Source organism: Promicromonospora sp. NPDC059942, assembly GCF_042731755.1.
Lineage (GTDB): Bacteria > Actinomycetota > Actinomycetes > Actinomycetales > Cellulomonadaceae > Promicromonospora.
Genome location: NZ_JBHWLR010000015.1, coordinates 1 through 22,658 on the forward strand (window position 1 = coordinate 1; position 22,658 = coordinate 22,658).

Annotated in this window: 25 protein-coding genes, 1 rRNA gene and 1 riboswitch; of the genes, 19 read left to right on the forward strand and 7 right to left on the reverse strand. The window is 73.3% G+C overall.

Features of this window, described 5'->3' with window-relative positions; translation table 11 throughout:
• Positions 1 to 139: 139 nt before the first annotated feature.
• The 5 genes from rrf to ACFV9Q_RS21495 all read left to right on the forward strand — a co-directional run bounded on the left by rrf (position 140) and on the right by ACFV9Q_RS21495 (position 3,760).
• A 5S ribosomal RNA gene (rrf, locus tag ACFV9Q_RS21475) occupies positions 140 to 256 on the forward strand.
• Positions 257 to 408: 152 nt separating this feature from the next.
• Complete coding sequence (locus tag ACFV9Q_RS21480; protein ID WP_377236085.1) at positions 409 to 1,668, forward strand: AGE family epimerase/isomerase; 1,260 nt, start codon at positions 409 to 411, stop codon at positions 1,666 to 1,668.
• 71 nt (positions 1,669 to 1,739) lie between these two features.
• Complete coding sequence (locus ACFV9Q_RS21485; protein WP_285107772.1) at positions 1,740 to 2,198, forward strand: Rrf2 family transcriptional regulator; 459 nt, start codon at positions 1,740 to 1,742, stop codon at positions 2,196 to 2,198.
• A 150-nt stretch (positions 2,199 to 2,348) separates the two neighbouring features.
• A complete protein-coding gene (locus tag ACFV9Q_RS21490; protein ID WP_377236086.1) occupies positions 2,349 to 3,266 on the forward strand; it encodes a sulfite exporter TauE/SafE family protein in 918 nt (305 codons plus the stop codon).
• On the forward strand, positions 3,263 to 3,760 hold the full coding sequence (locus ACFV9Q_RS21495) for a molybdenum cofactor biosynthesis protein B (protein ID WP_377236087.1): 498 nt from the start codon (positions 3,263 to 3,265) through the stop codon (positions 3,758 to 3,760). Before ACFV9Q_RS21490 ends, ACFV9Q_RS21495 begins: the two co-directional genes overlap by 4 nt.
• Before the next feature lie 9 nt (positions 3,761 to 3,769).
• Here ACFV9Q_RS21495 and ACFV9Q_RS21500 read toward each other — a convergent pair whose 3' ends face one another.
• Positions 3,770 to 4,009, reverse strand: coding sequence for a MoaD/ThiS family protein (locus tag ACFV9Q_RS21500; protein WP_377229286.1), 240 nt, complete (start codon positions 4,007 to 4,009; stop codon positions 3,770 to 3,772).
• 224 nt (positions 4,010 to 4,233) lie between these two features.
• Between ACFV9Q_RS21500 and ACFV9Q_RS21505 the strand changes: the two genes are divergently transcribed.
• From ACFV9Q_RS21505 to ACFV9Q_RS21520, 4 genes are read left to right on the forward strand one after another with little or no spacing between them, the layout of a single operon-like run.
• A complete protein-coding gene (locus ACFV9Q_RS21505) occupies positions 4,234 to 5,310 on the forward strand; it encodes a sulfate ABC transporter substrate-binding protein (protein WP_377236088.1) in 1,077 nt (358 codons plus the stop codon).
• Between the two features lie 3 nt (positions 5,311 to 5,313).
• Positions 5,314 to 6,150, forward strand: coding sequence for a sulfate ABC transporter permease subunit CysT (cysT, locus tag ACFV9Q_RS21510; protein ID WP_377229284.1), 837 nt, complete (start codon positions 5,314 to 5,316; stop codon positions 6,148 to 6,150).
• Positions 6,143 to 6,967, forward strand: a complete 825-nt coding sequence (locus ACFV9Q_RS21515; protein WP_377236089.1) for a sulfate ABC transporter permease — start codon at positions 6,143 to 6,145, stop codon at positions 6,965 to 6,967. Before cysT ends, ACFV9Q_RS21515 begins: the two co-directional genes overlap by 8 nt.
• Positions 6,968 to 6,986: 19 nt before the next feature.
• Positions 6,987 to 7,940 (forward strand): sulfate/molybdate ABC transporter ATP-binding protein, encoded by a 954-nt coding sequence (locus ACFV9Q_RS21520; protein ID WP_377236090.1) that lies wholly within the window; start codon positions 6,987 to 6,989, stop codon positions 7,938 to 7,940.
• A gap of 32 nt (positions 7,941 to 7,972) precedes the next feature.
• Here ACFV9Q_RS21520 and moaC read toward each other — a convergent pair whose 3' ends face one another.
• Positions 7,973 to 8,443, reverse strand: coding sequence for a cyclic pyranopterin monophosphate synthase MoaC (gene moaC, locus ACFV9Q_RS21525; RefSeq protein WP_377236091.1), 471 nt, complete (start codon positions 8,441 to 8,443; stop codon positions 7,973 to 7,975).
• Between the two features lie 20 nt (positions 8,444 to 8,463).
• Complete coding sequence (locus tag ACFV9Q_RS21530; RefSeq protein ID WP_377236092.1) at positions 8,464 to 8,745, reverse strand: DUF4235 domain-containing protein; 282 nt, start codon at positions 8,743 to 8,745, stop codon at positions 8,464 to 8,466.
• 37 nt (positions 8,746 to 8,782) lie between these two features.
• Positions 8,783 to 8,888: riboswitch (TPP riboswitch) on the forward strand.
• Between ACFV9Q_RS21530 and ACFV9Q_RS21535 the strand changes: the two genes are divergently transcribed.
• From ACFV9Q_RS21535 to ACFV9Q_RS21545, 3 genes are all read left to right on the forward strand, one after another.
• Complete coding sequence (locus ACFV9Q_RS21535; protein ID WP_377236093.1) at positions 8,884 to 9,957, forward strand: thiamine ABC transporter substrate binding subunit; 1,074 nt, start codon at positions 8,884 to 8,886, stop codon at positions 9,955 to 9,957. It overlaps the preceding riboswitch by 5 nt.
• 89 nt (positions 9,958 to 10,046) lie before the next feature.
• On the forward strand, positions 10,047 to 11,726 hold the full coding sequence (locus tag ACFV9Q_RS21540) for an ABC transporter permease (protein WP_377236094.1): 1,680 nt from the start codon (positions 10,047 to 10,049) through the stop codon (positions 11,724 to 11,726).
• Positions 11,726 to 12,454 carry an ABC transporter ATP-binding protein gene (locus ACFV9Q_RS21545; protein WP_377236095.1) on the forward strand — a complete coding sequence of 243 codons (729 nt, stop codon included), beginning with the start codon at positions 11,726 to 11,728 and terminating at the stop codon, positions 12,452 to 12,454. Before ACFV9Q_RS21540 ends, ACFV9Q_RS21545 begins: the two co-directional genes overlap by 1 nt.
• A 7-nt stretch (positions 12,455 to 12,461) precedes the next feature.
• Here the strand turns inward: ACFV9Q_RS21545 and ACFV9Q_RS21550 are convergent, their stop codons facing one another.
• Both ACFV9Q_RS21550 and ACFV9Q_RS21555 read right to left on the reverse strand, forming a co-directional pair.
• The gene (locus ACFV9Q_RS21550) at positions 12,462 to 13,109 is read right to left on the reverse strand and encodes a response regulator (protein WP_377229276.1); all 648 of its coding nucleotides are present in this window, start codon (positions 13,107 to 13,109) and stop codon (positions 12,462 to 12,464) included.
• Positions 13,109 to 14,311, reverse strand: a complete 1,203-nt coding sequence (locus ACFV9Q_RS21555) for a sensor histidine kinase (protein ID WP_377236096.1) — start codon at positions 14,309 to 14,311, stop codon at positions 13,109 to 13,111. Before ACFV9Q_RS21555 ends, ACFV9Q_RS21550 begins: the two co-directional genes overlap by 1 nt.
• Before the next feature lie 166 nt (positions 14,312 to 14,477).
• Here ACFV9Q_RS21555 and ACFV9Q_RS21560 point away from each other — a divergent pair, with 166 nt between their 5' ends.
• Positions 14,478 to 14,867 carry a DUF6069 family protein gene (locus ACFV9Q_RS21560; RefSeq protein ID WP_377229274.1) on the forward strand — a complete coding sequence of 130 codons (390 nt, stop codon included), beginning with the start codon at positions 14,478 to 14,480 and terminating at the stop codon, positions 14,865 to 14,867.
• On the opposite strand, the gene ACFV9Q_RS21565 is transcribed toward ACFV9Q_RS21560, so the two are convergent.
• On the reverse strand, positions 14,864 to 15,226 hold the full coding sequence (locus ACFV9Q_RS21565; protein ID WP_377236097.1) for a winged helix-turn-helix transcriptional regulator: 363 nt from the start codon (positions 15,224 to 15,226) through the stop codon (positions 14,864 to 14,866). The genes ACFV9Q_RS21560 and ACFV9Q_RS21565 overlap by 4 nt on opposite strands.
• 126 nt (positions 15,227 to 15,352) lie before the next feature.
• Here ACFV9Q_RS21565 and ACFV9Q_RS21570 point away from each other — a divergent pair, with 126 nt between their 5' ends.
• The 4 genes from ACFV9Q_RS21570 to menC are packed head-to-tail and all read left to right on the forward strand — an operon-like array spanning position 15,353 to position 18,902.
• A complete protein-coding gene (locus ACFV9Q_RS21570) occupies positions 15,353 to 15,706 on the forward strand; it encodes a DoxX family protein (RefSeq protein ID WP_377229272.1) in 354 nt (117 codons plus the stop codon).
• 39 nt (positions 15,707 to 15,745) lie between these two features.
• On the forward strand, positions 15,746 to 16,891 hold the full coding sequence (locus ACFV9Q_RS21575; RefSeq protein ID WP_377236098.1) for a M20 family metallopeptidase: 1,146 nt from the start codon (positions 15,746 to 15,748) through the stop codon (positions 16,889 to 16,891).
• Positions 16,888 to 17,772, forward strand: coding sequence for a GNAT family N-acetyltransferase (locus tag ACFV9Q_RS21580; RefSeq protein WP_377236099.1), 885 nt, complete (start codon positions 16,888 to 16,890; stop codon positions 17,770 to 17,772). Before ACFV9Q_RS21575 ends, ACFV9Q_RS21580 begins: the two co-directional genes overlap by 4 nt.
• Positions 17,769 to 18,902: an o-succinylbenzoate synthase gene (gene menC / locus ACFV9Q_RS21585; RefSeq protein WP_377236100.1), complete on the forward strand. Its 1,134-nt coding sequence runs from the start codon at positions 17,769 to 17,771 to the stop codon at positions 18,900 to 18,902. Before ACFV9Q_RS21580 ends, menC begins: the two co-directional genes overlap by 4 nt.
• A gap of 7 nt (positions 18,903 to 18,909) precedes the next feature.
• Here menC and ACFV9Q_RS21590 read toward each other — a convergent pair whose 3' ends face one another.
• Entirely contained in the window at positions 18,910 to 20,094 is a 1,185-nt protein-coding gene (locus ACFV9Q_RS21590) for a PrsW family intramembrane metalloprotease (protein ID WP_377236101.1), read from the reverse strand.
• A 75-nt stretch (positions 20,095 to 20,169) separates the two neighbouring features.
• On the opposite strand from ACFV9Q_RS21590, the gene ACFV9Q_RS21595 reads away from it, so the two are divergent.
• Together ACFV9Q_RS21595 and pgi are read left to right on the forward strand one after the other, a co-directional pair.
• Positions 20,170 to 20,934, forward strand: a complete 765-nt coding sequence (locus ACFV9Q_RS21595; protein WP_377236102.1) for a copper homeostasis protein CutC — start codon at positions 20,170 to 20,172, stop codon at positions 20,932 to 20,934.
• Positions 20,931 to 22,646: a glucose-6-phosphate isomerase gene (gene pgi / locus ACFV9Q_RS21600; protein ID WP_377236103.1), complete on the forward strand. Its 1,716-nt coding sequence runs from the start codon at positions 20,931 to 20,933 to the stop codon at positions 22,644 to 22,646. The genes ACFV9Q_RS21595 and pgi overlap by 4 nt, the downstream gene beginning before the upstream one ends.
• Positions 22,647 to 22,658 lie beyond the last annotated feature (12 nt).

A 22,658-nucleotide genomic window follows, 5' to 3' on the forward strand; every position in this document is an offset into this window, starting at 1 on the left:
CACGAGCTAAAAATCAAGTTCAAAGCGTGTCGCGTCCACTATGCGGTTCCCGAGTCACGGGCACCAACCCCTTCCAACACCACTGGCTTCATCGCCGGCGGGTGTTGGATGTGTGGGGTTGCCTGGTTCTCGACAGTGTTACGGTGGTCATAGCGTGGGGGAAACGCCCGGTCCCATTCCGAACCCGGAAGCTTAGCCCCACAGCGCCGATGGTACTGCCCTGGTGACGGGGTGGGAGAGTAGGACGCCGCCGGACAACCATTCCCAGCAAGGGGGTGGGAGCAGTCGCTACAGCGACTGACTCCTACCCCCTTTCTGCATTTCCGGACAGCCCACGCCCGCGGAGACCGGCAGTCCGGCACTCAGGCAAGTTGCCGGCCGCACAGCGGCCGCGGCTATCGTGGCGGTGTGAACGCAGACACCACCCGCACTGCCGCGGGCTCCACCAGCACCCAGCCCGCAAGCAGCGCCGACGCGGCGTGGCGCCGCGACCACTTCGTCTCGCTGCTGCGTTTCGCCGAGGCCTCGATCCGCTCGGACGGCGCCGCGTGCTGGCTCGACGACGAGGGCCGCCCGGACACCTCCCACCCCGTCGAGACGTGGATCACCGCGCGCATGGCGCACAGCTTCGCCGTCGGGCACCTGCTCGGCGTGAGCGGAGCGGAGGAGTACGCGACGCGTGCTCTCACCGGGCTGCGTGAGGTGCTGGCTGACGCCGAGTTCGGCGGGTGGCTGGCCGCCCGTGGTGAGGGTGAGGAGCTGGTCGGCAAGAAGGAGGCCTACGCGCACGCGTTCGTGGTGCTCGCGGCGTCGACCGGCAAGGTGGCCGGCATCGCCGGCGCGTCCGAGCTGCTCACCGAGGCCCTCGCCGTGCTCGACGCGCGGTTCTGGGAGCCCGAGCGGAACCTGCACCTGGACGAGCGGTCGCGCGACTGGGCGTCGACGTCGGAGTACCGGGGCGTGAACGCGAACATGCACTCCGTCGAGGCTCTGCTCGCGGCGCACGCCGCGACCGGGGACGCGCTCTGGCTGGAGCGCGCGTCGGCGATCGGCGACCAGGTCATCGCCTGGGCCGAGGGCAACGACTGGCGGATCCCCGAGCACTTCGACGCGGACTGGAACCTGCTCCTCGAGTACAACGCGGACCGGCCGCGCGACCAGTTCAAGCCGTACGGCGCCACGCCGGGGCACGGGCTCGAGTGGGCCCGCCTGCTGCTGCAGATCGACGCCGAGGCGGGCACACCCGGACAGCGGACGGCGGCCGCAGCCGCGCTCTTCGACCGTGCGGTGACGGACGGCTGGGACGGCGAGGGCGGGGGCGGCTTCGTCTACACGACGGACTGGGCCGGCACGCCCGTCGAGCCCCGGCGCTTCCACTGGGTCGCGGCCGAGGGCGCCGCCACAGCGAACGTGCTGGCGCGCGTCACCGGGGACGCCCGGTACGCCGAGCTCGAGCGCGAGTGGTGGGCCTGGATCCGCGAGCACCTGGTCGACGCCGAGCACGGGTCGTGGCACCACGAGCTCGACACCGAGAACCGCCCGTCCGGGCTCACCTGGGTGGGCAAGCCCGACGTCTACCACGCCGCCCAGGCGGTGATCCTGCCGGAGCTCCCGCTGACGGGATCGTTCGCGGCGTCGGCCCAGAAGGCGGGCCAGATCCTGGCCTGACGACGGCGTGCGGGCCGGGCGCGTCCAGGGCGTCGTGCGTGTCGGCGCGGCGGGCGGGAGACAATGGGGTCATGAGGATCTCCGCACGAGCCGACTACGCCGTCCGTGCCGCCGCCGAGCTGGCGGCCGCCGACCACGACGGGCCCGTCCGCGCCGAGGCCCTGGCCCGGGCGCAGGACATCCCGCACCGCTTCCTGGAGGGGATCCTGAGCGACCTGCGTCGCGACGGGCTCGTCACCAGCCACCGCGGGGCCGGCGGTGGGTACCGCCTCGCCCGGCCCGCCGACTCGATCACCATCGCCGACGTCGTACGTGCCGTGGACGGACCGCTCGTCTTCGTCCGCGGCAACCGGCCGTCCGACCTGGAGTTCCAGGGGGCGGCCGCGCCGCTCCTGCACGTGTGGGTGGCACTGCGGGCCAACGTGCGCGCGGTGCTGGAGGCCGTGTCGCTCGCGGACCTGGTGAGCGGCGCGCTGCCGGACGAGGTGCGCGCGCTGACCGAGGGCGACTCCGCCTGGTCGAACTCCTGAGAGCCCGAGGAGAACCGGACGCCCCGGCGTCAGCACCGATCCCGACCTCTGGGATGCTTGTTGTTTCCGACCGGATGAGATGAGTACTCTGGCAAGGGCCGTTCCTGGCGCGCCTGTGCACACGTTTCCCGGACCTGGAAGACCACACCCATGAGAACCCTGATCCTGCTGGCGCTCGTCGGTCTCGGCGCGCAGCTGGTGGACGGCAGTCTGGGCATGGCCTATGGCGTCACCTCCACCACGTTGCTGCTGGCCATCGGCACCAACCCCGCCGCGGCGTCGGCCACCGTGCACCTCGCCGAGATCGGCACCACGCTCGCATCGGGTGCCGCGCACTGGCGCTTCGGCAACGTGGACTGGAAGGTCGTGGCACGCATCGGCATTCCTGGTGCGATCGGCGCGTTCGCGGGCGCCACGTTCCTGTCCTCGCTCTCGACCGAGGTCGCCGCGCCGGTCATGTCGGTGATCCTGCTGGTGCTCGGCCTCTACGTGCTGCTCCGCTTCACGGTGCAGGGGCTGCCGACCCGCTCGGACAAGCCGCTGCGCCGTCGCTTCCTCACCCCGCTCGGCCTGGTGGCCGGGTTCATGGACGCCACCGGCGGTGGCGGCTGGGGTCCCGTGGGCACACCCGCGATCCTGGCGAGCGGCCGGATGGAGCCGCGCAAGGTGATCGGATCGATCGACACCAGCGAGTTCTTCGTGGCGATCGCGGCCAGCCTCGGCTTCTTCGTCGGCCTCAGCGGCGAGGGCATCGACTTCGCCTGGGTGCTCGCCCTGCTCATCGGTGGCCTGATCGCGGCGCCGATCGCGGCCTGGCTGGTGCGCCTGGTGCCGCCGCGCATCCTGGGCTCGCTGGTGGGTGGCGTCATCGTGCTCACCAACTCGCGCACCCTGCTCAACAGCGACTGGATCTCCGCGCCTGACGGCACGAAGATCGCCGTGTACGTGTTGATCTGGCTCGGCTGGGCCGCCGCCGTGATCTGGTCCGTGCGCGCCTACCGTCAGGACAAGGCCGCCGAGGCCGTCGTCGCGTCCGAGGAGCCGGAGGCCGATAGCGTGTCGGCATGACGTCCGACCGGGTAGCGGTGATCACCGTCTCCGACCGTTGTGCACGCGGTGAGGCCGAGGACCGGTCCGGCCCGACGGCGGTGTCGTTGCTGGAGCAGGCGGGCCTCACCGACGTGCGCACCCGTGTGGTGCCCGACGGTGTCGAGTCGGTCCGAGACGTGCTGCGGTCCGTGGTCGACGACGGCGCCCGGCTGGTGATCACCACCGGCGGCACGGGGATCACCCCGCGCGACCTCACGCCGGAGGGCACGCGGGCGGTGCTGGACTACGAGATCCCGGGGATCAGCGAGTCGGTGCGCCAGCAGGGCATCGCGGCGGGCATAGCCACGGCCGCCCTCTCCCGGGGCCTGGCGGGCGTGGCGCGGGCCACGGACGGCACACGCGCCCTCGTCGTCAACCTGCCTGGGTCGTCCGGCGGCGTGCGGGACGGCCTCCAGGTGGTGCTCACCCTGTGGCCGCACGTCCGTTCCCAGCTGACCGGCGGCGACCACTGACCAAGGGGGTCAGCCGCCCGCGAAGGGCGGGAGGACGTCTACCGTGACGCCGTCCGGGATCTGCGCCTCGGCCGAGGTCGTCCGGGCGCCCGCCACCAGCAGCACGCACTTCGGCAGCACGGCGTCCAGGCCCGGGTGCGCGATCGTGAGCGCACCGCGGAGGGCGGCTACCGACGTCGGGCCGCCGAGCTGTTCGGTGGCGAGCCCGGCTGCCTCCCGGGCGCCGGCGAAGTAGCGGACGGTGATCACCCCGCCAGACTAGCCGCCCCGCAGAGCGCCGGACTGCCGTCTCAAAAGCGCCTACGAGGCCCGTTTCACCCGCGATCGTCCAACCTATGGATATCTCCGATCGGTCTGATTGACATACTCTGGCAAAACGCCGTAGCGTCCCGCCCCAGTTGGCCCATACCCGACCAGGGCGATGGGAATACTTGGAATTGGCTGTTCCCCCTCGACGGAAGGAAGGTGCGCACGTGCGACCTTCAATCAGAGCCGCCGCTGCGGCCTCAGTCGTCTCGGTGCTGGCGCTGGCCGGGTGCTCGTCCTCGGCGGGGAGCACCGATGCGGAGTCGATCAGCATCGTCGGTTTCGCGGTGCCCGAGACCGCGAACAAGGCAATCGCCGAGGAGTTCGCGAAGACGCCCGAGGGCGAGGGCGTCACGTTCACGACGTCGTACGGCGCGTCCGGAGACCAGAGCCGCGCGGTCGCGGACGGTCTGCCCGCCGACTACGTGCACCTCTCGGTGGCATCGGACGTCGACCGCCTGGTCGACGCCGGCCTGGTGGACGAGACCTGGGACGACGGCCCCGACAAGGGCATCGTGTCCACCTCGATCGTGGTGCTCGGGGTTCGTGACGGAAACCCGAAGGACATCCAGGACTGGGACGACCTCATCAAGCCCGGCGTGGAGATCGTGACCCCCAACCCGGCGTCGTCGGGCTCGGCACGCTGGAACGCGCTCGCCGCCTGGGGCCACGTCACGCAGAACGGTGGCAGCGAGGAGGAGGCGACCGAGTACCTCGACAAGCTGTTCGCCAACGTGGTCACGCTGACCAACAGCGGCCGCGATGCCACGACCGCGTTCCTGGGTGGTACCGGCGACGTGCTCCTCGCCTACGAGAACGAGGCGATCCTGGCCTCGCAGAGCGGTCAGGGCTTCGAGTACGTGATCCCGGAGACCACGCTCCTCATCGAGAACCCGGGGGCCATCCTCAACGACGCCTCGGCACCGAGCCAGGCATGGATCGACTTCGTGCGCGGGCCGGAGGGGCAGAAGCAGTTCGCCCTGACGGGCTTCCGACCGGTGAACCCGGACGCTCCGGGTGAGGTGGACTTCGACGCGCTCGGCATCGAGCCGGGCGACATCAAGGGCGCGCCGGACCCCGCAGACCCGTTCCCCGCCGTCCACCACCTGCTCACGCTGGAGAACGACTTCGGCGGACCCGGCTGGGACGGTGTCAAGGACAAGCTGTTCGGGGACGGCAAGGACGGGGCCCCGCTGGGCATCGTCACCGAGTCGATCGAGAAGTCCGGGAAGGCTTCGGAGTAGCGCATGAGCGTCGCGAGTCAGCGCCCGGTGGCCCAGAGCCACCGGGCGCTGCCCAACAACCTGACCCGGCTCTCCGGCATCGGGCTCGGCGTGACCATGCTGTGGTTCAGCCTGCTGGTGCTGATCCCCCTGTCGGCGGTGCTGGTGGCCGCGACGTCCGGGGGCTGGGACGAGTTCTGGCGACAGCTCACGAACGAGCAGACCGCTGCCGCGATCCGGCTCACGGTGACGGCATCGACCGTCGTGACCCTGGTGAACGTGGTGATCGGCACCGTGATCGCCTGGGTGCTGGTGCGTGACCGGTTCTGGGGCAAAGGCCTCCTGGAACTGGTGATCGACGTGCCGTTCGCGCTGCCGACCATCGTGGCGGGCCTCGTGCTGCTGTCGTTGTACGGCACGGAGAGCCCGCTGGGGCTGCACCTGGCCAACACCGAGTGGTCGGTGTACCTCGCCTTCGCCTTCGTCACGCTGCCCTTCGTGGTGCGGATGGTGCAGCCCGTGCTCGAGGAGATCGACGCGGAGACGGAAGAGGCGGCCGCGTCGCTCGGGGCGAGCCGGGCCGTCGTCTTTCGCCGGGTGATCCTGCCCAGCCTGGCCCCCGCGATCGCGTCGGGCGCGGCGCTCTCCTTCGCCCGGGCCATGGGCGAGTACGGGTCCCTGGTGCTGCTCAGCGGGAACCTGCCCTTCGAGTCGGAGGTGACGTCGGTGCGCATCCTGAGTGCCATCGAGAACGACAACGCGGCCGGCGCGGCGGCGATCGCGTCGGTGCTGCTCCTGATCTCGCTGGCCGTCATCGTGGTGCTGGACGTCGTGCAACGGAGGGTGGCCCGCCGTGGCTGAGCGCCGCAGGGACCGCCCGGGCCCCGTCACCTACCTGCTGCGGATCGTGGTGATCGCCTATCTCGCCCTGCTGGTCGTCTGGCCGGTGGCACTGGTGGTCACCAACACGTTCGCCAACGGCATGGACGCGCTGAACCGGGTGTTCGCCGACCCGGGCACCGTGGCCGCGCTCCAGCTCACCGTGGTGGCCGCCCTCGCCGCGACGGTGCTGAACACCCTGTTCGGGGTGAGCGTCTCGCTGCTGCTGGTGCGGGCCGAGTTTCCCGGCAAGCGCGCACTGAGCGCGCTGCTGGACCTGCCGCTGTCCGTGTCGCCGGTCGTGGTGGGCCTGGCGCTGGTGCTCGTGTACGGCGGGCGGAACGGGTGGTTCGGTCCGGCGCTGGAGAGCTGGGGGCTGACGGTGGTCTTCGCGCTGCCGGGGATCGTGCTGGCCACGGCCTTCGTGTCGTTGCCGCTGGTCGTGCGCGAGGTCGTCCCGGTGCTCCGGGAGATCGGTACCGAGCAGGAGGAAGCCGCTGCCAGCCTGGGCGCGAGCACCTGGCAGACGTTCTGGCGGATCACCCTGCCCAGCATCAAGTGGGCCCTGATCTATGGCGTGGTCCTCACGCTGGCCCGGTCCCTGGGCGAGTTCGGCGCGGTCAAGGTGGTGTCCGGCAACGTGCTGGGCCAGACCCGGACGGCGACGCTGGCGGTCGAGGAGCGGTACCTGAACTTCGACCAGGAGGCGGCCTACGCCATCGCGTTCCTCCTGGCGAGCGTCTCGGTCCTGGCCATCGTCATCGTCTTCGTGCTGCGAGCCGTCGGCTCGCGGCGATGAACCTGGAGAGCAGCAGCACATGAGCATCGAAGTGTCGGGTGTCAGCAAGCGGTACGGCGACTTCGTCGCCCTCGCGGACATCGACCTGACCATCCCCACCGGCGGGCTCACCGCGCTGCTGGGACCCAGCGGCGGCGGAAAGACCACGCTGCTGCGGATCATCGCGGGGCTGGAGGACGCGGACGGCGGATCGGTGGTGATCGAGGGCGTCGAGGCCACCGACCTGCCGGTCCAGAAGCGCAACGTGGGCTTCGTGTTCCAGCACTACGCGCCGTTCAAGCATCTGTCCGTGGCGCGGAACGTCGCGTTCGGGCTGGAGGTGCGCGGCCGCTCTCGGGCCGAGACCCAGGCCCGGGTCGCCGAGCTGCTCGACCTGGTGCACCTGTCGCAGTTCGCGCACCGGTTGCCGTCCCAGCTCTCGGGCGGCCAGCGCCAGCGGATGGCACTCGCGCGGGCGTTGGCGATCCAGCCCACGGTGCTGCTCCTGGACGAGCCGTTCGGAGCGCTGGACGCCAAGGTGCGCAAGGAGCTGCGCGACTGGCTGCGGCGGCTGCACGACGAGGTCAACGTCACCACGGTCTTCGTGACCCACGACCAGGAGGAGGCGCTCGAGGTCGCCGACGAGATCGTCGTGATCAACGAGGGGCGCATCGAGCAGATCGGCTCCCCGGAGGAGCTGTACGACAAGCCCGCCAACGACTTCGTGATGGGCTTCCTGGGCCCGGTCACCCGGCTCGGCGGCAGCCTGATCCGGCCGCACGACATCGACGTGGTGCGCACCCCGGGCACGCCTGGGACGACGGCGGGCGTGGTCACCCGGGTGCTCCGCGTCGGGTTCGAGGTGCGGCTCACCGTCCGCACGGAGCAGGACGAGGCCGTGCTGATCACCCTGACCAGGACGCACGCGCGCGGGATAGCGGTGGGCGACGACGTGTGGATCGCGCCGACCGAGGGCGCGCCGTCGTCCCCGTGAAGTCCGGGCGCCGGCGAGTCGGCGGACAGCGATCAGGCCTCGCGCACCCAGTCGCCCGACTTGCCGCCCGTCTTGCGCTCCAGCCGCACGTCCGCGAGCGAGACCGACTTGTCCAGGCCCTTCACCATGTCGATCACGGCGAGGCCGGCGACCGCGACGGCGGTGAGCGCCTCCATCTCGACGCCGGTGCGGTCGGCCGTGCGGACGGTCGCGGTGACGACGACGCCGTCGTCCGTCACCTCGAGGTCCACCGCCGCGCCGTGCACGCCGATCACGTGAGCCAGCGGCAGCAGGTCGGGCGTCTTCTTGGCCGCGGCGATGCCCGCGACGCGCGCCACCGCGAGCACGTCGCCCTTGGGCACGGCGCCCTCGCGCAACGCCTGGACGACGGCGGGGGCGCAACGGACGAGGCCCGAGGCGGTCGCCGAGCGGACGGTCGGCTGCTTGGCGGTGACGTCGACCATGCGGGCCTGGCCGCGGTCATCGAGGTGCGTGAAGCTCACGGCACCAGGGTGTCATGCCCTCACACGGCGCTGCGCCGTGCGGCGATGCTCAGGGCCGCACGGTGCGCGCCCTTGGCGGCGAGGCGCTTGGCGAAGACCGCGGTGCCGGCGGCGACGGCCGCGAACACGGTCGCCTGCAGCAGGTCCAGCTCCGGGTCGTCGGGCTTGTTGGGCGCGTCGTTTCCGGTCACGCCCTTCCAGATCATGCTGACGGCCTTCTGGGCGACCCAGCCGGCCGCGATCGTCAGGGCAAGGGTGCCGACCTTCTCGCCGAGTGTCTGTTCCGTCTCAATCTGGGCCATCTCTACACCGTAGCCCTCGACGGCCGACTAGGCTGCATGGAAACGACAGGGGAGCGCCCCGATGGCGCTGAGAGTGCGGAGAGCCGCAGACCCTTGAACCTGATCCGGTTGACACCGGCGGAGGAAGTCGGAGGCACGATGTCGCGTCTTTCCGGTGCCCACGGGGGCACCATCCCTACTGCTGCGGCCGCGCTGTCCGTGGCCCTGCTGCTCGCCGGGTGCTCCGGCGGCTCCGGATCGGGCGACGACGCGTCCGGCACCGGCGACCCGGGGACCGTCACCCTGGTGACCCACGACTCCTGGGCGCTCGACGAGAAGCTGATCGACCAGTTCGAGCAGGAGTCCGGCACGACGGTCGAGGTCAGCGCCGCGGGCGACGCGGGCACGCTGGTGAACCAGCTCGTGCTGACCAAGGACGCCCCGCTCGGCGACGCCGTGTTCGGCATCGACAACACGTTCGCCTCCCGCGCGCTGGAGGCCGGCGTGGTCGAGGAGTACACGCCCGCGGACCTCCCGGAGGGTGCCGAGCAGCTCGGCGGGGCGCTCACGCCCGTCGACCAGGGCGACGTCTGCGTGAACGCCGACGAGGCCTGGTTCGAGGAGTCCGGCCTGGAGGTGCCGACGACGCTGGAGGACCTCGCCGACCCGCAGTACAAGGACCTGCTCGTGGTGACCAACCCGGCGACGTCGTCCCCGGGGCTCGCGTTCCTGCTGGCGACGATCGGGGCGTTCGGCGAGGACGGGTTCGAGGACTACTGGGCCTCGCTCGTGGACAACGGCGTCAAGGTCGCCGACTCGTGGGAGGACGCGTACTACGTCGACTTCTCCGGGGCGGGCGAGGGCGGCGAGCGGCCGCTCGCGCTCTCCTACGCGACGTCGCCCGCGTTCACGGTGAGCGAGGACGGCTCGGAGTCGACGACGAGTGCGCTGCTGGAGACCTGCTTCCGGCAGGTCGAGTACGCGGGCGTGCTCGCCGGGTCCGACAACCCCGAGGGCGCCCGGGAGCTGGTCGACTTCCTGCTCACGCACGACGTCCAGGCCGCCCTGCCCGAGTCGATGTACATGTACCCGGCCGACGCGGCCGTGGAGCTGCCCGCCGACTGGCGGAAGTTCGCGCCCCAGGCCGACGCCCCGTTCGAGGTGGACCCGGCCGACGTGAGCGAGCACCGCGACGAGTGGATCGAACGGTGGACCGAGACCGTCGTGGGCTGAGCCGGAGGCGCAACGCAGGGTGGGGGCCGAGGAACGAGGCACCCGCCCGGAGTGGAGCCGCAGGTTCAGCCCACAAAAGGCGGAGCTTGATGAGGCACGGGCTCCGGCCCGCGCCCCTGCTCTGGGGGGTGGCGGTCGCCGTCCCCCTCGGCTTCCTCGCGGTGTTCTTCGCGTGGCCGGTGGCGGCGCTCGTGGTCCGCGGGTTCGTGCCCGACGGCGTGCTCGACCTCACCGGTTTCGTCGAGGTGCTGACCCGCCCGCGCACGTGGCGGCTCGTGGGGCTCACCCTCACCCAGGCGGTGCTCGGCACGGCGTTCTCCGTGCTGCTCGGCCTGCCGCTCGCGTACCTCCTGTACCGGCGGTCGTTCCCCGGGCGCAGCCTCGCGCGCGGGCTGGTGACCGTGCCGTTCGTGCTGCCCGCCGTGGTGGTCGGCGTCGCGTTCCGCGCGCTGTTCGCACCGAGCGGCGCGCTCGGGTTCCTCGGGCTGGAGGAGTCGCTCGCCGGGATCGTCGTCGCGCTCGTCTTCTTCAACGTGTCCGTGGTGGTGCGCACCGTGGGCGGGCTCTGGGAGCGGCTCGACCCCCGGGCCGAGGAGGCCGCGGCATCGCTGGGTGCCGGTCCGGCCCGCGTGTTCCGGACCGTCACGCTGCCGTCGCTCGCGCCCGCGATCACGTCGGCGGCCTCCGTCGTCTTCCTGTTCTGCGCCACCGCCTTCGGGGTGGTGCTCGTGCTCGGCGGCGTGCGGTACGGCACCATCGAGACCGAGATCTGGACCCGTACCACGCAGTTCCTGGACCTGCGGTCGGCCTCCGTGCTGTCGGTCCTGCAGCTCGTCGTCATCAGCGCCGCCCTGGCCGTGTCCGCGCGCGCCCGCCGGCGGCGCGAGGCCGCGCTGCACCTCGTGTCCGCGCGGCGTTCGGCACGCCCGCTGTCCTGGCGCACGCCCGCCGACGTGGGGGCGGCGCTCGCGGGCACCGCGATCGTCGCGGTACTCATCGCCCTGCCGCTCGCCGGTCTGGTCGTCCGCTCGTTCCGCGAGCCGGACGGGTCGTGGGGCCCGGGGAACTACCTGGCGCTCGGCACCACCGGCGAGCGGAACGCGCTCGTCGTCACCGTGTGGGAGGCCACCGCGACGTCGCTGCGGATCGCGCTGTCCGCCACCCTGATCGCCCTGGTCGTAGGCGGTCTCGTGGCGCTCGTCGTGTCCCGGCGGCCCCGTTCCGTGGGCGCGCGCCGCGCCATCGGCACGCTCGACGGCCTGTTCATGCTGCCGCTGGGCGTCTCCGCCGTGACCGTCGGGTTCGGGTTCCTCATCACCATGGACCAGCCCGTGCTCGGCGTGGACCTGCGCACCTCCGGGCTGCTCGTGCCGGTGGCGCAGGCCGTCGTCGCCGTACCGCTCGTCGTGCGCACCGTGCTGCCCGTGCTCCGGGCGATCGACCCCCGGCTGCGGGAGGTCGCCGCGGTGCTCGGCTCCGGGCCGGGGCGCGTGCTGCGCACCGTTGACCTGCCGATCGCCCTGCGGTCGGTCGGGCTGGCCACCGGGTTCGCGTTCGCGGTCTCGCTCGGCGAGTTCGGCGCGACGTCGTTCCTCGCGCGGCCCGACGGCGCCACCCTGCCCGTCGTGATCTACCGCCTCATCGGGCGGCCCGGGGCCGAGAACTACGGGATGGCGCTCGCGGCGTCCGTGGTGCTCGCCGCGCTGACCGCGACCGTCATGATGGTGGCGGAGCGACTGCGCGACGACCGCGCGGGAGGAGAGTTCTGATGGCGGGGCTGGAGATCCGGGACGTCTCGGTGCGGTACGGGACCGGTACGGCGGGCGTGACGGCGGTGGACGACGTCTCGTTGACCGTGGCCCCCGGCGAGGTGCTGGCGCTGCTGGGGCCGAGCGGGTGCGGCAAGTCGTCCCTGCTGCGCGCCGTGGCCGGGCTGGAGCCGCTGGCGGGCGGGCAGGTGCTGTACGACGGCGCGGACGTCGGCCGCCTGCCTGTGCACCGGCGCCGGTTCGGGCTGATGTTCCAGGACGGCCAGCTCTTTCCGCACCGGGACGTGCGGCGCAACGTGGCCTACGGCCTGGAGACCCTGCCGCTCACCCGCCAGGAGCGGGACGCGCGGGTCACCGAGCTGCTGGAGCTCGTGGGGCTCGCCGGGTACGAGCAGCGGGCGGTCCCCACGCTGTCCGGCGGGGAGCAGCAGCGGGTCGCCCTCGCGCGCGCCCTGGCCCCGCGGCCGCGCCTGCTGCTGCTGGACGAGCCGCTGTCCGCGCTCGACCGGCAGCTCCGGGAACGGCTGGCCGGCGAGGTGCGGGTAGCGCTCGTCGAGACCGGGACCACCGCCGTGTTCGTGACGCACGACCACGCCGAGGCCTCCGCGGTGGCCGACCGGGTCGGGGTCATGGACCGGGGCCGCCTGCTCCAGGTGGCCGAGCCGGAGGAGCTGCGCACCGCACCGGCGTCGGACCGGGTGGCGGAGTTCCTGGGGCTGCGCGCCTAGCGCGGCCTCAAGCCGCGCCGGCCTGCTGGACGAGCAGCGCCACCTGGGTGCGGTTCTCCACACCGAGCTTCACCAGCACGCTCGAGACGTGCGCCTTCACGGTCGGGACGCTGAGGTAGAGCCGCCGTCCGATCTCCGCGTTGGACGAGCCGCGCCCGATCTCGACGGCGACGTCGCGCTCCCGGCTCGTGAGCCGGTCCAGAGCGCTCCGCGCGTCCCGCGCCTCGCCGCCCCCGGCGGCGACCGTCTCCATCAGGCGGCGGGCGATGTCCGGCGCGAGCACGGGCTCGCCGTCGGCCGCCGCGCGCACCGCCGCGGCGATCCGCGCGGGCGGCATGTCCTTGAGCAGGTAGCCGGCGGCCCCGGCGCGCAGCGCGCCCACCACCTCGGTGTCGGTGTCGAACGTCGTGAGCACGACGACGGCGGGCGGCGAGGGCCGGCCCCGCACCCGGCGGGTGGCCTCGATCCCGTCGACGCCGGGCATGCGCAGGTCCATGAGCACGACGTCGGCCGGGTGGGCGTCGAGCACCCCGGCCACGTCCCCGCCGTCGGCGGCCTCGCCGACCACGCGGATGCCCTCGGCGCCGTCGAGCATGAGGCGCAGGCCCGCACGGACCAGGGCGTCGTCGTCGACGATCACGAGGCGGGTCTCCATCAGGCCCACGGTATCCGCGCCTCCAGGGTAAAACCAGCAGGTGAGCGGCCTGCGTCGAGCGTGCCGCCCAGCAGCTCCACCCGTTCGCGCAGGCCGACCAGGCCGGTCCCGGGCGCGCCGTCGGGGGTGCGCTCGGGACCGTCGTCGGCCACGACGACCAGGACCTCGTCCGCGTGCGTGGTCACCGTGACCCGGACGGCCGCGCCCGGCGCGTGCCGGCGGGCGTTGGTCAGGCCCTCCTGGACCACGCGGTAGGCGGCGATGGCGACCGCGGGGGAGGGCTCGGCGTCATCCGGCCCGGCGGCCGTCCGCTCGTCGGACCGGTCGAGCGTGACGGCGGCGCCCACCGACCGGGCCGCGTCGACGAGCCCGGGGATGTCGAGGAGCGTGGGCGGCGGGGCCAGCCGGTCCGACCCGCCGCGCAGCAGCCGCACGAGCTGCCGCAGGTCCTCCAGGGCCTCGGCGGCGCCGGTGCGCACCCGCCCCGCCGCGGCGGCGAGCTGCTCGGGGGGAGCGTCCGGGCGGTACTCGACGGCGCCCGCCGTGGCGGCCAGCAGGGACAGCCGGTGCCCGAGGGCGTCGTGCATCTCGGCGGCGATCCGGTTGCGCTCCCCGGACCGGGCGGTCTCCAGCGCCTGCTCGCGGTCGGCCTCGGCGCGGCGGGCGCGGGCCCGCAGGTCGGCGAGGAGCTGGGCACGCGCCTGCAGGTAGGCGCCCCAGCCGAGCAGCGCGGCGTGCACGGCGACGTCGCACAGGAGCCACCAGCCCAGGGGGAACGACGGCGGACGCCACAGCCCCTGCACCGCGTGCGCGGCCGTGCTCGCCGCGGCCACGAGGACCGCCGTGCGCAGCGGCGACCACCGGGCGATCTGCAGCACCGCCGACGTCGCCGCCGGCGTCGCGCCGGGCGAGAGCACCGCGAGCGCGGCCAGCGTGAGGGCCAGGGGGACCGACCGGCGGGCCCACATCAGCGGCAGCAGGGCCAGGGAGACGACCGCGACCGCCAGGTCCAGGAGCTGCAGGGGGAGCGCCTCGGGTCCGCCGGGAGCGCGGGACAGCACCGTCGCGAGGGTCAGGGTGCCGAGCAGCAGCATGGCCACCACCACCGCGCGCCGCGGAGGGCGCCCCGGCTCGGTACGCCCGGCCCCGCTGCGTGCCGGCTCGATGCCCCCGGGCTCGCAGTCCTGCGGTTCGCCTGTCATGGCGGTGACACTACGCACGGCGCGCGGCGCCGGACACCGACCAAGGTCTGGGGTGCCGCTACCGAAGGGTGACCCGGTTCGGTACCACGGACTGATGTCGCGGTCGCCCCGGGTCGAGAAGGCTGTGACCAGGCACGACGGACGTGCCACGGAGTGAGGAGACGTCATGGCCGAGAACCTGGTGACCCGTAGTCCCTGGCCCGCCTGGGCGGTGCCGTTCGCCGCCGCGGCGGCCGCCGTCCTGGTGTGGCTGATCGGCACGGCGTTCGGCGTCGACCCCGCGGCGCAGACGGGGGCGAGCGTCCAGCCCGTCACCGTCGTCGCCGCCCTGGCCGCCGCGCTCGTGGCCGGGTTCGCCGGCTGGGGTGCGCGGGCCGTCGTCGGACGCATCGCGAAGGGTGGCGGCGAGGTCGCGTGGCTCGTGCTCTGCGGCGTGGCCCTGCTGGTGTCGCTGCTGGGCGCCGCCTCCGGCACGACGCCGGCGTCGGTGGCGCTCCTGGTGACCGAGCACGTGGTGGTGGGCGCCGTCATCGCGCTGGGCCTGCGCAGGGCCTAGTGGTCGTCCTCCTGGTCGAGGACGGACGGGTGCCGGGCGCCCCACTCGGCGAGGGGCCGCAGCGCGGCGACGAGCTCGGCCCCCGCCGGGGTGGGCGTGTACAGGATCTGCACCGGCATGGTCGGCACCACCTCGCGCGTGATGAACCCCTGCCGTTCGAGCTCGCGCAGCCGCTGGGTCAGGACCCGGTCGGAGATGCCGCGCACGTAGCGGCGGTACTCGACGAAGCGTCGTGCGCCGGCGACCCCGGCGTAGAGGATCGCCCCCGACCAGCGCCGTCCCGCGCGTTCGAGGGTGCGCTGGAAGAGCCCGCACTCGTCCTCGGACACCTTGCGGTCGGCGGTCGTCTCGGAAGTCACTTACCAATGGTTAGTCACTAACCCGGCCCTTGGCAAGGCCCGCCGGGTACCGGACGATGCGGGAGGCATCCGGACGGATGCCCTGGTCGCGCCGGACACCACCCGGCCGTCGTCCCCGGAGGACCCGTGTTCGTCGCTTCTGTCATCGTCTCGTCGCTCCTGATCCTGGCAACCGCGTTCAGCGGGTACGGCAAGCTGACGGGCAACCCGCAGGTCGTCGAGCCGCTCACCACCAAGCTCGGTGTGCCGCGCCGGCTGATCCCCGTGCTCGGCTCCCTGCTCGTCGCCGGAGCGCTCGGCACGCTCGCCGGGATCTGGTGGGCGCCGATCGGCATCGCCGCCACCGGGTGCTTCGTCCTGTACTTCCTCGGCGCCGTCGTCACGCACGTCCGCGCCAAGGACTGGGCCGGTGTGGGCCCGACGGGCGCACTGATGGTGCTGTCAGCGGCGGCCCTGGTGCTGCGGCTGCTCTCGCTCTGATCCTGGGGGTGCGGGCCGAGGGGCGGCTACCGTGCCCTCATGCCCTTGAACGAGACTGCCGCCCGAGCAGACACCGACGCGCTGATCGAGGACCTGCGGACGCTGGTCGAGTGCGAGTCGCCGTCGGAGGACCCGGCCGCGCTGGCCCGGTCCGCCGACCTGGTGGCCCGGCTCGGCACGGCGCACCTCGGCACCCCGCCCGAACGGCTCGGCATCCACCTGCGGTGGCGGCTCGGCGGCCCCACGCGCGTGCTGGTGCTCGCGCACCACGACACGGTGTGGCCGCTGGGCTCGCTGCGCACGCACCCGTTCGGCATCGCGGACGGCGTGCTGCGCGGCCCTGGCTGCTTCGACATGAAGACCGGCCTGGCCATGGCGCTGCACGTGCTGGCGTCCCTGGAGGACCGCAGCGGCGTCACGCTGCTGGTGACGGGCGACGAGGAGCTCGGCTCGCCGTCGTCCCAGGCCCTGATCGAGGACGAGGCGCGCGGGGCGGCGGCCGCGCTCGTCCTGGAGGCCTCCGCCGACGGCGGCGCGCTCAAGCTGGAGCGCAAGGGCACCTCGATCTATCAGGTGGTGGTCAAGGGCCGGGCCGCCCACGCGGGGCTGGAGCCTGAGAAGGGCGTGAACGCGGCGGTCGAGCTGGCGCACCAGGTGCTCGCGATCACGGCCCTGGGCGACCCGGCGCTCGGCACGACGGTGGTGCCGACGGTCGTCGGCGGCGGCACCACACGCAACACCGTCCCGGCCGAGGCGTCGGTCGCGGTGGACGTCCGCGCGCGGACGGTCGCCGAGCAGGAGCGGGTCGACGCCGCCCTGCGGGCGCTGGAGCCCGTGCTGGCCGGCGCCGCGCTGGAGATCGAGGGCGGGATCAACCGGCCGCCGCTGGAACGGGAGCTGTCCGCGGACCTGTTCGAGCGGGCCGCCCGCCTCGCCGAGGAGGCCGGGCTGCCGGCGCTCACCGGCGTGGCCGTGGGCGGGGCGTCCGACGGCAACTTCACCGCGGGCGTGGGCACGCCCACCCTCGACGGGCTCGGCGCCGTGGGCGGCGGCGCGCACGCCGACGACGAGCACGTGCTCGTGGACCGGATCGCCGACCGTACCGCGCTGCTGCGGGCGCTGGTCGTGGACCTGGTCGCGGACGCGGGCGCCGACGCGGGTGCCGACGCGGCGGCGGTCCGGTGACCGGCCGGTCCGAGGTCGACGCGGCCGGGGCCGACCCGGTCGTGGCGGACGCCGTCCGCGCGGCCGACGCCGCCGCGCGCGCCGCGGGCGTCGAGATCCGGATGGTCGACGACATGGCCGGGCACACCGCCGCCGAGCAGCTGTGGACGGAGGTCTGGGGCGGCTCGCCCGTCCCGGCCGAGCTGCTCCGGGCGCTGGCCAAGGCGACCAACTACGTGGCCGCCGCGTACGAGGGCGACCGGATGGTCGGCGCGTGTGTCGGGTTCTTCCACGCGCCCGACGAGCGTGCCCTGCACAGCCACGTCGCGGGGGTGTCCGCCGGCGCCGTCCGCCGGGGGATCGGGTACGCGCTCAAGCTGCACCAGCGGGCCTGGGTGCTGGAGCAGGGTGTGGACACGATCACCTGGACCTACGACCCGCTCGTCGCCCGGAACGCGCACTTCAACCTGGTGAAGCTCGCCGCGCGGGCGGTCGAGTACCTGCCAGCCTTCTACGGTGCCATGCCCGACGCGATCAACCGGGGCGACGAGTCCGACCGGATCCTGGTGCGCTGGGACCTCCGCGACCCGCAGGTGGTCGCGGCCTGCTCCGCCGGCCGTGCGTCGGCCGAGGCGGCCGAGGCGGCCGGGGAGGCCCGGGATACCGGGGCGGCCGAGCCCGGCCGGTTGGTCACGGTGCCCGTGCCGGCCGACATCGAGACGCTGCGTACCACCGACCCCGCCGCCGCCCGCCGCTGGCGCGTGGCGGTCCGTGAGGGTCTGCTGCCACCGCTGTCCGGCAGCGGGTCCGTCGTCGGGTTCGGGCCCGGCGGCTACCTGGTGCGCGTCCCGGCCGTCCCGGCCGACCCGACCGACCCGCCGACCGACAAGGGGACCGCATGACCACCGACGACCTGACCGTCCGGAGCATCGAGCTGCGGCGCGTCCGGCTCCCGCTCGTGGCACCGTTCCGCACGTCGTTCAGCACGCAGCTCGAGCGGGACCTGCTCCTGCTGCGCGTCGAGACGGACGACGGCGAGGGCTGGGGCGAGTGCGTGGCGGGCGACGACCCGCTGTACTCCTCCGAGTACGTGGACGCGTGCGCCGACGTGCTGCGCAGGTTCCTGATCCCGGCGCTCGGCGCCTACCGGGACGGCGCGGGGATCCGTTCCGCCGTCGACGTCGGCCAGGCGCTCGCGCCGGTCAAGGGGCACCGCATGGCCAAGGCCGCGCTCGAGATGGCGGTGCTCGACGCCGAGCTGCGCGCCGCCGGCCGGCCGCTGTCCCGCGAGCTGGGCAGCGTCGTGGACCGGGTGCCGAGCGGGGTGTCGGTCGGCATCCAGGACTCGATCCCGCAGCTGCTCGACGTCGTCGACGGCTACCTCGCCGAGGGGTACGTGCGGATCAAGCTGAAGATCGAGCCCGGCTGGGACGTCGAGCCCGTCCGGGCCGTCCGGGAGCGGTTCGGCGACGACGTACCGCTCCAGGTCGACGCCAACACGGCGTACACGCTGCGCGACGCGCGGCACCTGGCGCGGCTCGACCCGTTCGACCTGCTGCTCATCGAGCAGCCCCTGGAGGAGGAGGACGTGCTCGGGCACGCCGAGCTGGCGCGGCGCATCAGCACACCGGTCTGCCTCGACGAGTCGATCGTGTCCGCGCAGACGGCGGCCGCGGCCATCACGCTGGGCGCCTGCTCGATCATCAACATCAAGCCCGGCCGGGTGGGCGGGTACCTCGAGGCGCGGCGCATCCACGACCTCGCGGTCGCGCACGGCGTGGCCGTCTGGTGCGGCGGCATGCTGGAGACCGGCATCGGGCGGGCTGCCAACGCGGCGCTCGCCGCCCTGCCCGGCTTCACGCTGCCGGGCGACATCTCGGCCTCGGGCCGGTTCTACGCGCGCGACATCACGGAGCCGTTCGTGCTGGACGCCGGCCACATCGCGGTTCCCACGGGGCCGGGCCTCGGGGTGACCCCGGTGCCGGACGTGCTCGACGAGGTGACCACCGGCGTCGAGCGGATCGCGCTCTGACGGCGCGTCAGCCCTGACGCGGCGGGCCGAGGCCCGTCGCGCCCCACGGTGATGCCGGCGGGCGCGGCAGCCGCGCGACGAACGCGGCCCGCGCCTGCTGCATCATCCACACGAGGTACTGCCGCTGCTGCTCCAGGCCGTGCGGGTCCAGGTCACGCTGGGCGCCGGCCCGCTGGTGCAGCAGCGCGAGCTCGGTCGCGGCCTGCTGGTAGTCGGTCATGGCCCGCTCGGCGGGGCGCCCGCCCGCCGTGCGGGCCCAGCGCCGGGCCGCGCGGCGGCCGGGCAGGCTGGACAGCATGCGCAGGTCGTCGGGGGTGATGATGCCGACCGGCCCGTACAGCGGCAGGTAGTGCTCGATGAGCTGGACGATCCGCCGCCGGTCGCGGGCCAGGATCACGATCAGCACGATCAGCACGACGAACCCCACGAGGTACGCCCCCGCCAGGCCGACCAGCCCGAACTTCGTGGAGCCGTTCCACAGGCTGTGGAGGGCGATCGCGCCGAGCAGGCCCCACAGCGGCGCCGTCCGGCGCAGCCGGCCCGGTCCGGCCAGGGCCGCGACCGCGACACCGATCCCCGTCATCGCCGTGCACAGCGGGTGCAGCAGCGGCGAGACCACGGCCCGCAGCACGAACACGTAGCCGAGCTGGTCGGAGTCAAGGGCGTCGATGAAGTACTGGACGTTCTCCGTCGCGGCGAAGCCGAGCCCCACCATCGCGGCATAGATGACGCCGTCGGTCGCACCGTTCAGCTCCTGCCGCCGCCACCACAGCATGCCGAACAGGACGGCGCCCTTGAGCAGCTCCTCGACCACGGGCGCGCCGAACGTCGCCACCAGGTACCAGCCGTCCTCCTCGCCCGTCAGCTCCGTCTCGGTGAGCAGCGACAGCCCGAGCGTGTTCAGGATGCTCGCGAACAGCGCCGCCACGCCCGCGCCCCACAGGAACGCGAAGATCAGGGCGTTCGGCGGCTCGGGCTCCAGGCGGTCCAGCGCGAGCACCAGCGGCAGCCACACCGCGACGGGCAGCAGCGCGAGCAGCAGCCCGACGACGAACGACGCCCCGCCCGTGACCGCGTCGAACGCGAGCACGAACAGCAGGCAGACCGAGGCGAAGACGATCCCGACGATCACTCCGACAGGGGCACGCCCGGGGGCGCGACCCTGGAGGATCGCACTGGGATCGATGGCCATGCCATGGGACCCTACCGACTCGGTCCCCGTCACGGCGGGCGAACGGCCGCCCCGCGCACGACTACGCTGGCGCACGTGCCCCAACGTGTCGCGCTCGAGCTCGCTGTCCAGGACCCGGCCGGGGCGGTGATCGCTGCCGACGTCGGTGCCCGGCGCGTCGAGCTCTGCTCCGCGCTCGGCGCCACCGGCGGCATCACGCCCAGCGCCGCGCTGATCGAGGCGGTGATCGACGCCGCGGCGGTGGTCCCGTCGTCGGACAGCGCGCCGATCCTGGAGGTGCACGTCCTGGTCCGGCCCCGGCCGGGCGGGTTCGTCTACTCGGCCGCCGAGCACGACCTGATGCTCCGCGAGGTCGTCCTGTCGGTCGACGCCGGCGCCGACGGCGTCGTGCTGGGCGCGCTGACGCCGTCCGGAACCGTGGACGTGGCGCGGATGCGCAGCCTGGTGGCCGCCGCCGACGACGCCGAGGTGACCTTCCACCGGGCGATCGACGTGGTCGCCGACCCGATCGCTGCCCTCGACACGCTGTCCGAGCTGGGCGTCGCGCGGGTCCTGACCTCCGGCGGCGCGGCCCGCGCGGCCGACGGCCTGGACCGCCTCGCCGCCCTGGTCGAGCGCAGCGCCGAGCTCGGCATCGAGATCATGGCCGGGGGCGGCGTCACCGCCGCGGACGTCCCGGCCCTGCTCGGCGTGGGTGTGGACGCCGTCCACCTGTCCGCGAAGCGCACCGTGACCGACGCCGGCGGCCCCGGCGGCGGGGGCGACGCCGGGTACGAGGTGACGGATCAGACACTGGCCGAGGCTGCGGCCAGGGCTCTCCGCACTACGGTTGAGTCATGACCTCAGAGCCGGCCCGTGTGCCTGTCGACGCCACCACCACCAACGCCTGGGGCTCGCTCACCGAGCTCTCCAAGAACCTCCGGCCCGACCTGCGCGGCTGGTTCGCCGAGGACCCGGCCCGCGCCGGGCGCCTGAGCCACCAGGCCGCCGACCTGCACGTCGACCTGTCGAAGAACCTGGTCACGGACGACGTGCTCGCCGCCCTCCTCGCCCTCGCGGAGGAGGTGGGCCTCGCGGAGCACCGCGACGCCATGTTCTCCGGGCAGCACATCAACGTCACCGAGGACCGCGCCGTGCTGCACACCGCGCTGCGCCGCCCGTCGGACGAGGACCTGACCGTCGACGGCCAGGACGTCACCGCCGACGTGGCCGACGAGCTCGCCAAGGTCTACGCGTTCGCCGAGAAGGTGCGCTCCGGGGAGTGGACCGGTGTCACCGGCGAGGCCGTGCGCACCATCGTGAACATCGGCATCGGCGGCTCCGACCTCGGCCCCGTCATGGCGTACGAGGCCCTGGAGCCGTACGTCCAGGACGGCCTGGAGGTCCGGTTCGTCTCGAACATCGACCCCACCGACGTCGCGCAGAAGACCGCCGACCTGGACCCGACGACCACGCTGTTCATCGTCGCCTCCAAGACCTTCGGCACGCTGGAGACCCTCACCAACGCCCGCCTCGCGCGCGACTGGCTGTGGCGCTCGCTGGTCGCAGCCGGCGCCATCGAGGACTCCGAGGACGGGCGCGCCGACGCCGTCGCGAAGCACTTCGTCGCGGTGTCCACCGCCCTGGACAAGGTCGAGGCGTTCGGCATCGACCCCGCCAACGCGTTCGGGTTCTGGGACTGGGTGGGCGGCCGCTACTCCGTGGACTCGGCCATCGGCACCTCGCTCGCCGTGGCGATCGGGCCCGACGCGTTCGCCGACTTCCTCGGCGGCTTCCACGCCATGGACGAGCACTTCCGCACCACGCCGTTCGAGCGCAACGTGCCCGCCCTGATGGGCCTGCTGAACGTCTGGTACGTGAACTTCCGCGACGCGCACACGCACGCCGTCCTGCCGTACGCGCAGCAGCTCCACCGGTTCCCGGCGTACCTGCAGCAGCTCACCATGGAGTCCAACGGCAAGTCCGTGCGCTGGGACGGCACGCCCGTCACCACCGAGACCGGCGAGGTCTTCTGGGGCGAGCCCGGCACCAACGGCCAGCACGCGTTCTACCAGCTCATCCACCAGGGCACGCGGCTCATCCCGGCCGACTTCATCGCCGTGGCCAACCCCGCCTACCCGCTGGCCGACGCCGTGGGCGACGGCGGCGCCGTCGCGGCCGGGGCCGACGTGCACGGCCTGTTCCTCGCGAACTTCTTCGCGCAGACCAAGGCGCTCGCGTTCGGCAAGACCGCGGACGAGGTGCGGGCCGAGGGCGTCGCGGAGGACCTGGTCTCGGCCAAGGTGTTCAGCGGCAACCGGCCGACGACGTCGATCCTGGCGCCCGCGCTGACCCCCGCCGTGCTGGGGCAGCTCGTCGCGCTGTACGAGCACATCACGTTCGTGCAGGGCGTGGTGTGGGGCATCGACTCGTTCGACCAGTGGGGCGTCGAGCTCGGCAAGAAGCTCGCGCTGGAGATCGCCCCGGCGGTCGCGGGCGACGAGGCCGCGCTCGCGGCGCAGGACCCGTCGACGGCGGCGCTGATCGCGAAGTACCGGGAGCTGCGCGCCTGACGACGCCGGCAC

Coding starts and splice junctions, on each gene's coding strand:
- menC (WP_377236100.1), top strand. CDS start 17,769: ATGACCACCGACGACCTGACCGTCCGGAGCATCGAGCTGCGGCGCGTC.
- pgi (WP_377236103.1), top strand. CDS start 20,931: ATGACCTCAGAGCCGGCCCGTGTGCCTGTCGACGCCACCACCACCAAC.
- ACFV9Q_RS21590 (WP_377236101.1), bottom strand. CDS start 20,094: ATGGCCATCGATCCCAGTGCGATCCTCCAGGGTCGCGCCCCCGGGCGT.
- cysT (WP_377229284.1), top strand. CDS start 5,314: ATGAGCGTCGCGAGTCAGCGCCCGGTGGCCCAGAGCCACCGGGCGCTG.
- ACFV9Q_RS21485 (WP_285107772.1), top strand. CDS start 1,740: ATGAGGATCTCCGCACGAGCCGACTACGCCGTCCGTGCCGCCGCCGAG.
- ACFV9Q_RS21545 (WP_377236095.1), top strand. CDS start 11,726: ATGGCGGGGCTGGAGATCCGGGACGTCTCGGTGCGGTACGGGACCGGT.
- ACFV9Q_RS21530 (WP_377236092.1), bottom strand. CDS start 8,745: ATGGCCCAGATTGAGACGGAACAGACACTCGGCGAGAAGGTCGGCACC.
- ACFV9Q_RS21490 (WP_377236086.1), top strand. CDS start 2,349: ATGAGAACCCTGATCCTGCTGGCGCTCGTCGGTCTCGGCGCGCAGCTG.
- ACFV9Q_RS21520 (WP_377236090.1), top strand. CDS start 6,987: ATGAGCATCGAAGTGTCGGGTGTCAGCAAGCGGTACGGCGACTTCGTC.
- ACFV9Q_RS21575 (WP_377236098.1), top strand. CDS start 15,746: ATGCCCTTGAACGAGACTGCCGCCCGAGCAGACACCGACGCGCTGATC.
- ACFV9Q_RS21495 (WP_377236087.1), top strand. CDS start 3,263: ATGACGTCCGACCGGGTAGCGGTGATCACCGTCTCCGACCGTTGTGCA.
- ACFV9Q_RS21560 (WP_377229274.1), top strand. CDS start 14,478: ATGGCCGAGAACCTGGTGACCCGTAGTCCCTGGCCCGCCTGGGCGGTG.
- ACFV9Q_RS21555 (WP_377236096.1), bottom strand. CDS start 14,311: ATGACAGGCGAACCGCAGGACTGCGAGCCCGGGGGCATCGAGCCGGCA.
- ACFV9Q_RS21550 (WP_377229276.1), bottom strand. CDS start 13,109: ATGGAGACCCGCCTCGTGATCGTCGACGACGACGCCCTGGTCCGTGCG.
- ACFV9Q_RS21540 (WP_377236094.1), top strand. CDS start 10,047: ATGAGGCACGGGCTCCGGCCCGCGCCCCTGCTCTGGGGGGTGGCGGTC.
- ACFV9Q_RS21535 (WP_377236093.1), top strand. CDS start 8,884: ATGTCGCGTCTTTCCGGTGCCCACGGGGGCACCATCCCTACTGCTGCG.